This window comes from Halomicrobium sp. IBSBa, from assembly GCF_017612575.1.
Taxonomy (GTDB): Archaea; Halobacteriota; Halobacteria; order Halobacteriales; family Haloarculaceae; genus Halomicrobium.
In genome coordinates this window covers 118,655-131,303 of sequence record NZ_JADPQC010000005.1, presented here as the reverse complement: position 1 = coordinate 131,303, position 12,649 = coordinate 118,655, and the positions used below count along the sequence as shown (strand labels likewise).

Genomic DNA, 12,649 nt, shown 5'->3' with positions numbered 1-12,649 from the left:
AGACGGAGCGGCCGGCCTGTTCGTCGGCTGCGTGGGCAGTGAATCGTCACGGGGGACGCCACGACGGGACCACACATATTGGGGAGGCCGACGAAAGGGCGAACGATGGAGACGTACGACGACATTTTGCTGCCGACCGACGGAAGCAAGGGCACCGAAGACACCGTTAGCCACGCGCTCACGCTGGCCCGGAACCACGACGCGACGCTGCACGTCCTGTACGTGGTCGACCGTCGGCGCTTCCTCGCGGCCGACAAGGAGACCCAGGACGACGTTATCGAGGCGCTGCGCGAACAGGGCGAAGTCGCGATCGACGACGTGACGGTGACCGCCGAAGACGCCGGAGTGACGGTCGAGACTGCGATGGAGGAGGGGATCCCGCACAAGACGATTCAGAAGTACGCGACGAACAACGACGTCGACGTGGTCACGATGGGGACTCACGGCCAGACGGGTCGCGATCGGGTCGCCACGCTTGGCAGCGTCACCGAACGCGTCTTGAAGGGCGTCGACGTGCCGGTACTGGTCGTCAACATCGAGTGATCGGTTTCGCCACCCGCAGGTGCCGGACCGTCACGAAGTGACAGCCAACAGTACGGGGCGATATCGACCGGTGAATGGAGAACAAGCTTAATGTTTCCCCCTCAGTAATTTCCTGTTACCAACCGTATATTTCGGTGGTGACTGGTGGTGGACAGGCGAACGCTCACGCGTCGCGGTGCGCTGGCCCTCATGGGGAGCGGTGGCGCTCTCCTCGCGGGACAGACGCTCGGGCTGACGAAGTCCACGGCGAATCGACAGGCGTCCGTCGACGTCGTTTCCGACGCCGACGCGTTGCTGGGTATCGAGGGCACGTCGGGATGCGGTGGCGGGTTCTCGCTGACGAACAACGGCCAGGACCAGTTCGTCGTCGAAATCGAGACCGACGCTATCGACGTGTTGCATCCGCGAACGGAACGGCGGCGCAAGCGCGTCCAGTTCCCGCTGCCGCCGGGGTCCGGCAACACCGTCGACGTGCAGTTCGCTCCGGCCAGTGGCACCGCAGACGAGGTGCGAATTAGCGCGACGGGACCAGGCACGGAAATCGATCTGACGCGACGGGTGACGACGCCACCGCTCAGTGAAGGACAGTACCGGCTCTCACCGGTCCACTCTGATCTGTATTTGGGGTACGACCCTAGCTGGTGGGGAAATGGCAGAGTCGAGCAACTGGGTTTCCCCACTTCGTGGATACTTACCCCGACCGACGACGGCTGTGCGTACACGATAGAGTATTATCAGCGTGACGGCGTTATCGCGCCGGAGAATCGCGACAGCAGCGGGTCACCACTGATACTCGAATCCCCAGACGGAACGGCATACCAGCGCTGGAACGTCGTGCCGATACCGAACGCACCAGATCGGTATCGGATCGAAAACGAGGGGAGCGGATACGTCATCGACATCGATGGCGGTGATACCAGATGGGGCGCGGCGGCGATCCAGTGGCCCTGGAAGGGATCGAATCCGAGCGTCAAAAACCAGTTCTGGAAGATAACGCAGGTGTGACACCGGAGACGGCGTGGCGGCTCAGCTGTCGTCGTCTCCTATCGGGTCGTCTTCGCCGACGGCGTCGGTCGCCCCGTTCGAGCCGTCGGCCACCGAATCCGTCGAGTCGATCGTCGGGGCTCGGGGCTCGTAGCAGTACCGCACCCGATCGACGAGCACCACGAACCGGCCGTCGTCGCCGTCCTCGATCACGCGGCGATCGCTGTCGATCGCCACGTCGACCAGGTCCGCCAGCGAGTCGACGGTGACGACGCGCTCGTCGTCGTCCGGTTCGGGGACGCGCCCGACCGAGATCCACTCGTCGAAGCGGTCGCGCGTCCGTTCGGTCTGCAAGGCGGCCACCGTTTCGGGTGGGACGGCCAGCCGATCGCGACGGTCGGCGAAGACCAGTCCCGCCGCGGCGAGTAGCGAGAAGGCCGCGAAGGCCGCGCCGCCGTAGATCCGGGCGGTGTTCTTCTCGACGGGGACGGAGACGGTCTCGGTCCGAACCGGTTCCTCCTGTCGTCCGGTCGTGTTCGCCGCGACCGCGTACGTGGCGGTACCGGGCCGGATCGTCAGTCGCTCGGTCCGGCTCCGTTCCAGTTGCTCCCCGTCGACGGTGGTCGTCACCCGCGTCGTGACGCGGACGAACAGCTCGATGCGCCCCGGCGTCCCGCCGAGTTCGCGCTCGATCTGTCTGGTCTCGTTGCGCTGCTGGGAGACGTTCACTCGAAAGCTCGTGCGTGCGCTCTCGCCGGGTGCGACCGTCGTCTCCTTCGAGGCCAGCGAGTCGGTGACGCGCCAGAACTCGGTCCGGTCGTCGCCGGTTCCGCCGATCGAGCGTTTGACCAGTCGCACGTCCGTCGCGACGGTCGCCGCCTCGGGAGCGCCCTCGTGCCGGAAGCGGTGCTCGCCGGCCAGTGCCGGCGTCACGCGGAACAGGTACGCCGATCGGTTCCGGAGGACCGTGCCCGCCTCGAAGGCCCGCGTCGAGCGCTCGACGGTGGCCTGGTGGGCGAACGAGCTGTCGGTCGTCCACGAGGCGGTGACGCGTTGCTCGGTCGTCGTGTCGGGCGCGCTGTACTCGGCGTAAGCGACGAACCCACCGGCTCCGGCCAGCACCAGACAGACGACCACCGCGATCGCGAGGTACTGTGCGAGCAGGTGACGCGAACGCAGTACCCACGCCGAACCGTCGCCCGTTCCCATTGCACGCTACTGTCTGGGCCACTACCAAAGACGTGACGGTCGGAACGGCGATCGTATTCGGGGCCGTCCGGTCGACCGCCATATCACATCGCCAACAGTGATCCGACGCCGTCGTACTGAGGGTGTGGCAACGACAAACACGCAATAGACCGTATGAATCGTCCGATATTTCCGTTTCGGGACGCGATAGACGCACAAGTTATTTATGAGTGGGGAAACATGTTATGGTAACCACCTTGGTGGGTGGTCGAGTGAATTATGAATCGACGGAACCTACTCATCGGCATTGGCACAGCAGCAGTTGGAAGCGGCGCAGTCCTGGGCAGCGGTGCCCTGACACAGGTCCAGGCAGACCGAACGGTCGCAGTCACCACCACCGGTGACGCGAGCGGTCTGATCGGTCTCGCAGGAGACGGCACCTACGTCACGAACGACAACAGCGACACGCTGACCATCAACATCGGTGAAGCACTCGGTACGAGTACTGGTGGCGGTGCAGAGGGGCTGAACGACGACGCGACGACGATCATCGACTCCGTCGTCACGATCACGAACAACTCCACGACCGACGTGGACATCCAGCTGAACGGACCCTCGGGCAGTACTCCCAGTGACAGCGCGACGATCGGCATCGGTACCGTCGGCGATCTCGATGCGATCGTGACTTTCGAACTCGATAGCGCACAGAACCCACTGACAGGCGGCTCTTCGGGCAGCAGCGGAGAATCGCTCGACCTCAAAGCGACGGTCAAGGCCGGCAAAGAAGTGCCGGACTCCCCCGACACCGACGGAAACGGATCGCTCGTGATCGTCGCGAACGAGAACTAAGGTCGGCTCCCTGATAGACAGGCGACAGGACCGTGGCGACTGCCCAGCCGGCGGCAAAACGAGCACGACGAATGGTAAGGTAACGAGATGGACACTCATCGGTCGCTGTTCCTCGCACTCCTGGTAGTCGGTGCTTTCGCCATCGCCACGACTACTGGTGCGTTCACGACCGGTGACGAGGCCGTCCGTGGCGTCTACCTCGATCCCGCCGACACGGCCAACGGAGAGCAGTACGCCGAGATCGGACCGGACGGGCAGCTTCGCGTCGAGATATCGAACCTGAATCCGGACTCGCGAACTGTCGTCGACGACGTGTTCGTCCTCGGCACTGATCTGGCGGAGGCCAGCGTCTGGATCGAAGACGACCGTTCCGCCGTCGACTTCTACCGGATGGACACCGGCGCGTCCGTCGAAGACGAGACCGATCCGGTGACGCTCACCGACGGCGAGTCCGTACGCATCGGGTTCGTCGTCGAGAGTGGGACCCCCGGCATCGTCATGGAGTCGATCACGCTCCGGGGAGCGATCCCCGACGAGACCAGCGAGGGCGGAACGGGCGGCGGCGACACCGGCGGCGGAACGGGTGGTGGCGACACCGGCGGCGGCGACACCGGCGGACCGCCAGCCGCGACCGAGACGCCGACGGATACTTCGACACCCACCGAGATCCCTGGCGACAACGCGACCGACACCGCGACGCCGACCGACACCGCGGGCAGCGGCACAGGCGGCGGCACGGGCAGCGGCTCGACGGGTGGCTCGACCGGCGGCGGCACGACGGGCGACACCGCGACGCCGACGGACGACGGCACCGCCACTCCCGGAACCGCGACGCCAACGCCGACCCGGACCGAGGTCGGTGGCGGCGGCCAGCCGACAAATGCGTCGACAGCGGGGATCGAAGTGGTCGGCCTGACGACCGACCCCGAGTCGCCGACCGTCGGCGAGACGGTCACAGTGACGGCGACCGTCGAGAACCGCGGGCCGGACACCGCGACGAGGACGATCGAGATCCGCGGCGGTGGCGGCGTGATCGCGTCCGAGACGGTGACGCTCGAACCGGGCGAACGGACGACCGTCAGCGGCACAGTCACCTTCGACGCGCCGGGGTCCTACGAGATTCAGGGCCAGAACGAGTCGGTGACCGTCACGGTCGACGAGCAGAGTCAGTCGCCACTGGAGATCGGTGGCTTCGCCCCGGCGCTGCTCGGCGGGCTGGTCCTGCTCGCCGCCGGTCTGGTACTGTTCGTCCTGTGGCGGTCCGACGACGCCGACTTCGTGGTCGTCCTCGCCGACGAGAGCCCGCCGACGCTGGAACTCGTCGGCGACGGGTCCGCCACGGTCAGCGAGACCGACGACGAGCGCACGATCCTCGGCTACGACGTGCCCGACGGCGAGCCCGTGACGCTCGATCCGGCGTTTACGATCAGAAACACCGCAGCCAGCGCCGCGAGCGTGCGGGTCGTCGCCGTCGACGAGGAGGGAGCGCCGGTCACGGACGGTGTGACCGTCCAGAGCGCCGACGGCGACGACGTTACCGAGTTCCCCGACGACGATACGTCGCCCAACGCGATTCCGGCCGGTGGTTCCCTCGCCGTCCGGCTGGTGCTCGAAGCCGACGCCGTCGAGGCGATCGCGACCCTCCGCGTCGAGACGGCCGACTCTGGGACCGAGTCCGATTTTCAGCGCTGATATTTCGGTGAGAACGCTCAAGCGTGAGACGGGCGCATCTCCGGTCGAGCGAGTCATGAGCAATCGGAGCCCCGTCGAGAGGTCTGATCGGATCACGCCACGCTGGAGTGGCCTCCACCCGACCGACATCGCGGTTCTGTTTTCGGTTCCGATACTGCTGGGGCTGGTCTTTCTCCTGCCGCTGTCGACGCGGCAGTCGCTGGTCTTCGAGTACACGGACCCGACGTTGCTGACGGCGGCGACCGCGCCGTTCGTCCACCTCAGTACGTCCCACCTCGCGGTCAACGTCGTGGGATACTTCCTCGTCGTCCCGGTAGCGTACCTGCTGAGCGTCGCGAGCGGGCGTCGGAGCCGCTTTTTCGCGGCTTTCTTCACGTTCGTTCTGGTGTTCCCGGTCTTGCTGTCGTACCTCAATCTGGCGGTCGTTCGCCCGGCCGCCGGCACCGGCTTCTCCGGAGTGACGATGGCCTTCGTGGGCTACCTCCCGCTGGCACTGGCAGACTTCCTCGAAGCCCACGCCGACGTCGGGCCCAGTGAGACGGTCGCACCGACTCTCTTCTTCCTGGGTATCGCACTCGTCGCGGGGCTGAGCGTCCAGTCGGTCCAGCAAGATCGAGCGACAGTGTGGCTGGGCACTGCCGGACTGATCCTGACAGCGATTCTGGCGGCGCTGCTGTACTGGCTCTCGGCCCCGGATCGTGTGACTGATGTCGTCCGGAAGCTCCGCGGGATCTCCTACCGGCCGGGCAACGCCGAGCTACTGGGCTTTTCCGGCGTCGTCTTCGTCTCGTTTTTCTTCGTCGCCTTCCCGCCGACGACGGCGACGGGGGCGACCGTGGTCAACGTCTACGTTCACCTGCTGGGGTACGCGCTGGGGTTCATCGCGACGTACACGACCGTCGAGGTCGGGGCCCAGTTGCCGGGCGAGGAAACACCGATCTGACGGCCGAGAACGCTTTTGTCGCTCGGGCGTCTACGTCGCCCCGTGTCAGTTCGCGCGACCGTCGGGACCGTGCTCGAAGTGGCCGCGATCGTCGCCGTCGCGGCACTGGTGCTCGGGGCGATCCTCGGCCAGCCGATCCTGTTTTCGTACGTCGAGACTGGGAGCATGGAGCCGACGATCGACACCGGCGACGGCTTCGTCGCGGTGCCGTCCGTGCTCGCCGGGAGCGTCGACGAAGGCGACGTCGTCGTCTACGAGGCCCGAGAGCTCCAGGGCGGTGGACTGACCACCCACCGCGTCGTCGGCGAGACCGACGAGGGGTACATCACGAAGGGCGACGCCAACCCCTTTACCGACCAGGACGGTCCCGAACCGCCGGTGACCGACGACCAGATCGTCGCCCACGCACTCCAGATCGACGGCACGGTCGTCGTCATCCCGGCGCTCGGCGTGGGGGTCGGTGCGGTCCAGGAGGGCGTCCTCGCGCTACAGTCCAGTTTCGCACAGCTCGTGGGATTCGGCGACTCGCTGGACCGGCAGGGTTCGGGCGTCGTCCTCTTTGCGGTGGGGTTCGTGCTGTTCGCCCTCACGCTCGTGGTGGACGACGACCGCAAGCGCAGCACCGAGCGGTCGCGTGATCGACCCGGACTGCTGAACGCGCGGACCGCGACGATACTGCTGGTGCTCGCAGTGCTGGTCCCGGCCAACGCCGCCATGCTCGTGGGCAACGGCACGCAGGAGCTGGTCGTCGACGGCGACACCGTCGCCCAGAGCCCGGACATCGTCCCCGGCGACGACGCGACCTGGGAGATCGGTGTCGACAACTACGGACTGGTCCCGATCGTGCTCGTGTTCGAGGGCGAGAGTGCCGGTACCAGCGTCCTCGACGAGCAACTGACCGTGGGACCCGGACAGGCCGCGACGCTGTCGGTGTCGGCGACCGCACCCGAGCCGGGCGAGCAGACCGTCCTGTCGGTGACGGAGTATCGCTATCTCCACGTGCTGCCCGCCCCGGTCGTCGCCGCGCTCCACGAGCGACACCCGCTGCTCGCACTCGCCGCGGTCAACGCCGTACTGGTGGGTGTCACGACGCTCGTGGTGAGTCGCGTCGTCGGGTTCCGGACTGTCAGGGTCCGCGAGGGCGGGAACGCGTCACTGGGAACCAGAGTCCGCCGTCGTTTGGACTGATACGGACGGTTGTAGCGATGTCCCGGTGAGCGCTAGACGGGGGAGATACTCACCGGTACGCAACGACAACGTTCCGTATGACCGGTGGGAGAGCGATTCCGACCGACGGCCGTCTGTGGTGCGGTTCGCGACTCCAGCCGACGGCACGACCTCTCTGTTCATCTCGACGCCCGAGATAGAAGTGCCAGACCGTTGCGTGAGTCGCCCGTACCCGCGTCGGGTACTCGCCTCCGTCCCGTCTGTGAACTGTCTCGGGATCGAGTCCCGTGGCACTCGGCCTGCACCGCCTGTAGACGTACGCCCGTACTGTTACCGATTGTCTTCCTTCCCTTCCAGTTAGTACGTACTTTTAAATTAGTTCTCCGAGTAGCGAGCCGACACTGAACGATGTGTTCCCGCCCAACGGACCCTCCAGAAGGTGGCCCCGCAGTTTCGGTCTCGTCGCTCACAAAGACCTATACGGGTGAGAGTGGTCGTGTCACGGCCGTAGATGACGTTTCGTTCGATATCGGAGCCGGGCACATTGTCGGGCTGCTCGGCCCGAACGGCGCTGGCAAAACGACGACCGTCAAAACGATCCTCGGACTCGTCACACCCACGAGTGGTACGATCTCCATTCACGGAGTCCCCGTACACGAGGCCCGTTCACGCGCGTACAACTACGTGAGTGCCGTCCTCGAAGGCGCACGCAACGTCTATTGGCGGCTGAGCGTTCGTGAAAACCTCGCGTTTTTCGCCGGCCTCCACGGCATCGCTCCACAGACACGTGTCGACAGACACGAGGCAATTATCGACACGCTCGGACTCACCGGAAAGGCGGACGAGCCGGCCAAAAATCTCTCTCGTGGCATGAAGCAGAAAGTCGCCCTCGGCTGTACGCTCGCCCGCGAAACGCCCGTCCTCTTCCTCGACGAACCGATGCTCGGCCTCGACGTGGAAACGACCCGCGACCTCCAGACCGAATTACGACGCCTCGCTAGGGAGGAAGACAGGACAATCGTAATCACGAGTCACGACATGGACATCATCGAAGCCGTTTGCGACCGCGTGATCGTTCTCAGTGACGGCGACATCGTCGCTGACGATTCCGTCGATAGCTTGCTCGATGTCTTTCGGGCCCAATCATACCACGTCCAACTCGCGGGGAGATCGCAAGCACACCTCCGAGAGCAACTCGAAACCCGCTTCCAGCTGCACGACTGGCGGATCGACACCGACTCCGTGGCGTTCGAAATCGCGCTCGCGGGCAGCGAGGAGTTCTACGAGTGTGTCGAAGTACTGCGGACGGCAGACGCGACGGTCAGATCGTTCACCGAAATCGAGCCCGATCTGGAAGACATCTTCGTCGATCTGACGACACCTGCATCGCCGTCACGAGAGGAGGGAGAGTCGTGAATCGCCATCTCGTCCTGTTTCGAGCGATCGCGAGCAAATCGCTGACGCTCTCGCGTCGCTATCTCGTGAACACGGTGGTGGGGTTCGTGACCCTCTACGTATTTTTCGCGCTCATTTTCTTCGGCGGGCAGTTTGTGGCAGAAGATGTGATTTCCCGGTCGGTGGAATCGCTCGTCGTCGGGTATCTCCTCTTTACGATGGCGGTGTCGGCATATGCCGATCTCACGCACGACCTAACTGATGAGGCGCAGTGGGGAACTCTGGAGCAGTTGTCGATGTCTCCGTTCGGCTTCACAGCGGTTGTCACGATGAAGACCGTGGTCAACCTCCTTGGAACGTTCGTTACCGGCGTCGTCCTCCTGCTGGTGATGATGGTGACGACGGAGACGTGGTTTTCCATTGCACCGCTCTCAGCCGTCGTACTGGGAGTATTGACGCTGCTCCCGGTGGTCGGCCTCGGATTCGTCTTCGGAGGAGCGGCGCTCGTCTACAAGCAGATCGAGAAGGTGTTTCCGCTGATTCAGCTCTCGTTTGCGGGGCTGATCGCCCTGCCGGTCCAGGAGTACGCACTGTTGAAACTCCTCCCGCTATCGCTGGGCAATGACTTATTGCAACGGACGATGACGGCTGGCCTCCACGTGTGGGAACTGCCGGCGTTCGACCTCGGACTGCTGGTCGGCCAGTCGGGTGTTTACCTGGCAATTGGACTGCTAGTATTCCGAGTGGGGACGGCAAAGGCACGCAAGCGAGGCGTTCTCGGGCACTACTAGACGGGGCGGTGGCAGTAGTCCAGCGTGATGACGAGTGAAATCCCCCTCCACAGAGAGCAGCGAGAGGTGGGAGGCAACGGCGTCTTCGGACGACAGCGAGTCACCGAGCGGTCGAGCACTGCGAGGGCGCTCCGTCCAGTTTCGCTCTCTCATCTGACCACCGCGTGAGCGCCAGCCCGTAGCTATATGTCTCGCTGGGCCGACGTTGTGCTGGTGCCAGTCCAGACACCCACACCGTGGGATCGCCAGCTCGGCGCTGCGGGAGACGGGAAATGACCGCCACACCGGGCACGAACGTCCTCACGCTGGCACCGTCGCTCAGTGCGGCCAGAGACCGGCAGTGTACGCAGCTGCTGAACGTCGGTCCGCCCGCGACGCTGGACGTGTTACAGATCACCTACTCGGACTCGGCGGCCGAACGCGTCGAGGCATGGCTGTCGGCCCACGAGGAACTGCCGGCGCGGCTGGGAATCGTCGACGTCGCCGACCGGGGCGGCGTGGCCGGCGACGGGAGCGAGGAGCTGTCCGCGAGCGTCGCCGTGACCACGGCCAACCCCAACGACATCACCGGGCTGGGGATGGAGCTGAACAACTACCTGAACGATCTGGATACGGACTGCCAGCTCGTGGTCTGCTTCGACTCGCTGACCGAGCCGCTGCAGTTTACGGGGCTACGAGGAGAAAGCCCCGACCTTCAGGGCGGGGATGAATCCGACAACTCCTACGCAATCCACCGTTCGATTGCACGGCTGGATATTCCACGCTCCAATCCATACTCTCCAGTAACTCTGACTACATAGGTTATGTATGGCGAAACAGGTCGTTACCCGCACCTACACTGCTTCCATTAGGAACCAGCAGCGGGTGTCTGACGACCTTGATTCGCTCGGGTTCGCTGCCTCGAAACTCTGGAACGTCGGACGGTGGGTCTGCGACCGAGTGTGGTCTGAAATCGGCCACATTCCCAGTCACAACGAACTCACCACCTACCTGAAGTCGCACGAACGCTACGATGACCTGCATTCTCAGTCAAGTCAGCGAGTCCTTCAACAACTCGCTGAAGCGTTCAACGGCTGGTACGGCAAACGACGCAATGGAGACACGAGAGCCAACCCGCCGAAGTACCGCAAACACGGCGACGACCATCCCCGAAGCACGGTCACGTTCAAAGCCGCCGGCTTCAAACTCGACACCAACTACGAGCGAGTCCGCCTCAGCAAAGGCTCGAACCTCAAAGCATACTGGTCGGATTTCATCCTCTGCGAATACCAGACTCGTCCCGACATTGACCTCTCCACCGTCGAGACCGTGCAACAGGTTCGGGCTGTCTGGACCGGCGACGAGTGGGAACTCCACTTCGTCTGCAAAGTCGAGATCGAGGTTTCTGAAGCACCCGGTGAGAAGACCGTGGGTGTTGACCTCGGCATCAACAACTTCGCCGCACTCGCCTACCAAGACGGTCACAGCGAACTGTACCCGCTCAACTGCTTGAAGCAGGACGACTACTACTTCAGCAAGCGACTCGCCCAATGTGACGATTCTGACTCCGAGCAAGCTACGCGGTTGAACCAGAAGAACTCGGCTCGTCGCACTCACTACTTCCACACGCTCTCGAAACACATCGTTCAGCGATGTGTGGACGAAGGTGTTGGTACGATCGTGGTTGGCGACCTCTCCGGCATCCGCGAGGACGAAGAGACAGACGAGTCGAAAAACTGGGGGAAACACGGCAATCTCGACCCGCATTCGTGGGCGTTCGACCGCTTCACTTCGATGCTTGCGTACAAAGCCGAGATGGACGGCATCACGGTCAAGCAAGTGTCTGAGCGGGACACGTCGAAGTCGTGTTCGTGTTGTGGTCGGAAGCGGAAGGCGAACCGCGTGGAGCGTGGGTTGTACGTCTGTGATGAGTGTAAGACGGTGGCGAACGCAGATGTGAACGGTGCTGAGAACATCCGGCAGAAAGTATCTCCGAATCCTCACGGAGAGGATAGGAGTAACGGCTGGTTGGCACAGCCATCGACGTTCTTGTTTGACAAGGAAACTGGTGCGTTCGCACCTCAAGAACAGGTCACGTCGTAAACCACAATATCCCGACGGCGGTCGGGAATCCTCGCCCTTCAGAGCGGGGAGGATGTCAACGACGTGCAAGCGGCGTTCAAGTTCCTGTACATGTTCACCGGGCAGCTCCGCAGCGTCGACGCCGTCGCTCACTTCCACCTCGATCCCAACGCCGTGGACGACCAGACCGTCCACCGGCTCAAGCCCGTCTTCGACGACGCGGTCCGGGCGAACTGATACTCCCGGCCGTACATCTGTGACCGATTTCGCCACCCCGGGGTGGCGAAGCTCGTCACGGAGTTACAGCCGGCAGTGTGAGCGAGGGGTATCGTCGCGTGTCGGTGGGCGTCTCACCCGTCGTCGACGGCCGTGTAGTTCGACCGACACTTTTTGCCGACTGCCACCCTACACTGTGTATGGACAGTCGCGAGTACTCGTTCGAAGGGGAGACGCCGACGATCAACGGCTACGCACACGTCAGCAGCGACGCGACCGTCGTCGGCGACGTGCGGATCGAGGCCAACGCGAACGTCTGGCCCGGCGTCGTCCTCCGGGGAGACGTGGGGCCGGTCGAGGTGGGACGAGAGAGCGCCATCGGCGACAACGCCACGCTCCACGCTTCGACAGTCGGCGAGAACGTGATGGTTGGGCACGGGGCCGTGCTCAACGACGCGACCGTCGAGGACGGCGCGCTCGTCGGGTTCAACTCGACGGTCAGCGAGGCGACGATCGGCTCCGGCTCCATCGTCGCGATGGGGACAGTCGTGCCGCCGGGATACGACGTGCCCCCGGACTCGTTCGTCCGTGGGAGCCCCGCCTCCGTGACGCCGCTGTCCGAGACGACCATCGACCCCGAGGCCGTGTTCGAAGCCTTCTCGTCGGGGGACTACGCCAATCTCGCGGCCCGCCACGAGGAGCTGTTCGAGTAGCGTGGGGCGGTCGGGAAGAGCACGAATCGGTCCGACGGCGAGTCCACGAGTCGTTCACCGTCGCGAGCCCGGTGTCTCGGCACTCTGAACGGACCGAAGAGGCACAA

General features: G+C 64.2%; 13 protein-coding genes. 12 read left to right on the top strand and 1 reads right to left on the bottom strand.

The annotated features are described in order from the left end of the window. The first annotated feature begins 105 nt into the window (after nucleotides 1–105). Both IL252_RS13295 and IL252_RS13290 read left to right on the top strand, forming a co-directional pair. A complete protein-coding gene (locus tag IL252_RS13295; RefSeq protein ID WP_208628378.1) occupies nucleotides 106–543 on the top strand; it encodes a universal stress protein in 438 nt (145 codons plus the stop codon). Nucleotides 544–690: 147 nt separating this feature from the next. Continuing rightward, nucleotides 691–1,548, top strand: coding sequence for an RICIN domain-containing protein (locus tag IL252_RS13290; protein ID WP_244257142.1), 858 nt, complete (start codon nucleotides 691–693; stop codon nucleotides 1,546–1,548). A 21-nt stretch (nucleotides 1,549–1,569) separates the two neighbouring features. Here the strand turns inward: IL252_RS13290 and IL252_RS13285 are convergent, their stop codons facing one another. Beyond that, nucleotides 1,570–2,736: a DUF5305 domain-containing protein gene (locus IL252_RS13285; RefSeq protein WP_208628377.1), complete on the bottom strand. Its 1,167-nt coding sequence runs from the start codon at nucleotides 2,734–2,736 to the stop codon at nucleotides 1,570–1,572. 258 nt (nucleotides 2,737–2,994) lie between these two features. On the opposite strand from IL252_RS13285, the gene IL252_RS13280 reads away from it, so the two are divergent. From IL252_RS13280 to IL252_RS13235, 10 genes are all read left to right on the top strand, one after another. Next, complete coding sequence (locus IL252_RS13280; RefSeq protein ID WP_208628376.1) at nucleotides 2,995–3,564, top strand: hypothetical protein; 570 nt, start codon at nucleotides 2,995–2,997, stop codon at nucleotides 3,562–3,564. Nucleotides 3,565–3,651: 87 nt separating this feature from the next. Then, nucleotides 3,652–5,256 carry a CARDB domain-containing protein gene (locus IL252_RS13275; protein ID WP_208628375.1) on the top strand — a complete coding sequence of 535 codons (1,605 nt, stop codon included), beginning with the start codon at nucleotides 3,652–3,654 and terminating at the stop codon, nucleotides 5,254–5,256. A 55-nt stretch (nucleotides 5,257–5,311) separates the two neighbouring features. Then, nucleotides 5,312–6,199: a hypothetical protein gene (locus tag IL252_RS13270; RefSeq protein ID WP_208628374.1), complete on the top strand. Its 888-nt coding sequence runs from the start codon at nucleotides 5,312–5,314 to the stop codon at nucleotides 6,197–6,199. 42 nt (nucleotides 6,200–6,241) lie between these two features. Beyond that, a complete protein-coding gene (locus IL252_RS13265) occupies nucleotides 6,242–7,387 on the top strand; it encodes a signal peptidase I (RefSeq protein WP_208628373.1) in 1,146 nt (381 codons plus the stop codon). 387 nt (nucleotides 7,388–7,774) lie between these two features. After that, nucleotides 7,775–8,782: an ABC transporter ATP-binding protein gene (locus tag IL252_RS13260; protein ID WP_208628372.1), complete on the top strand. Its 1,008-nt coding sequence runs from the start codon at nucleotides 7,775–7,777 to the stop codon at nucleotides 8,780–8,782. Continuing rightward, on the top strand, nucleotides 8,779–9,552 hold the full coding sequence (locus IL252_RS13255) for an ABC transporter permease (RefSeq protein ID WP_208628371.1): 774 nt from the start codon (nucleotides 8,779–8,781) through the stop codon (nucleotides 9,550–9,552). The genes IL252_RS13260 and IL252_RS13255 overlap by 4 nt, the downstream gene beginning before the upstream one ends. Before the next feature lie 272 nt (nucleotides 9,553–9,824). Next, nucleotides 9,825–10,352 (top strand): hypothetical protein, encoded by a 528-nt coding sequence (locus IL252_RS13250; RefSeq protein ID WP_208628370.1) that lies wholly within the window; start codon nucleotides 9,825–9,827, stop codon nucleotides 10,350–10,352. A gap of 7 nt (nucleotides 10,353–10,359) precedes the next feature. Beyond that, nucleotides 10,360–11,634 carry an RNA-guided endonuclease TnpB family protein gene (locus tag IL252_RS13245; RefSeq protein ID WP_208628369.1) on the top strand — a complete coding sequence of 425 codons (1,275 nt, stop codon included), beginning with the start codon at nucleotides 10,360–10,362 and terminating at the stop codon, nucleotides 11,632–11,634. A 63-nt stretch (nucleotides 11,635–11,697) separates the two neighbouring features. Beyond that, nucleotides 11,698–11,850: a hypothetical protein gene (locus IL252_RS13240; RefSeq protein WP_208628368.1), complete on the top strand. Its 153-nt coding sequence runs from the start codon at nucleotides 11,698–11,700 to the stop codon at nucleotides 11,848–11,850. A gap of 179 nt (nucleotides 11,851–12,029) precedes the next feature. Continuing rightward, entirely contained in the window at nucleotides 12,030–12,542 is a 513-nt protein-coding gene (locus IL252_RS13235; RefSeq protein ID WP_018256424.1) for a gamma carbonic anhydrase family protein, read from the top strand. The last annotated feature ends 107 nt before the right edge of the window (nucleotides 12,543–12,649 follow it).

Bases quoted from the DNA above. Each gene is read 5' to 3' on its own strand.
- IL252_RS13295 (WP_208628378.1), top strand. From the start codon at position 106: ATGGAGACGTACGACGACATTTTGCTGCCGACCGACGGAAGCAAGGGC.
- IL252_RS13235 (WP_018256424.1), top strand. From the start codon at position 12,030: ATGGACAGTCGCGAGTACTCGTTCGAAGGGGAGACGCCGACGATCAAC.
- IL252_RS13260 (WP_208628372.1), top strand. From the start codon at position 7,775: ATGTGTTCCCGCCCAACGGACCCTCCAGAAGGTGGCCCCGCAGTTTCG.
- IL252_RS13250 (WP_208628370.1), top strand. From the start codon at position 9,825: ATGACCGCCACACCGGGCACGAACGTCCTCACGCTGGCACCGTCGCTC.
- IL252_RS13275 (WP_208628375.1), top strand. From the start codon at position 3,652: ATGGACACTCATCGGTCGCTGTTCCTCGCACTCCTGGTAGTCGGTGCT.
- IL252_RS13245 (WP_208628369.1), top strand. From the start codon at position 10,360: ATGGCGAAACAGGTCGTTACCCGCACCTACACTGCTTCCATTAGGAAC.
- IL252_RS13270 (WP_208628374.1), top strand. From the start codon at position 5,312: ATGAGCAATCGGAGCCCCGTCGAGAGGTCTGATCGGATCACGCCACGC.
- IL252_RS13285 (WP_208628377.1), bottom strand. From the start codon at position 2,736: ATGGGAACGGGCGACGGTTCGGCGTGGGTACTGCGTTCGCGTCACCTG.
- IL252_RS13280 (WP_208628376.1), top strand. From the start codon at position 2,995: ATGAATCGACGGAACCTACTCATCGGCATTGGCACAGCAGCAGTTGGA.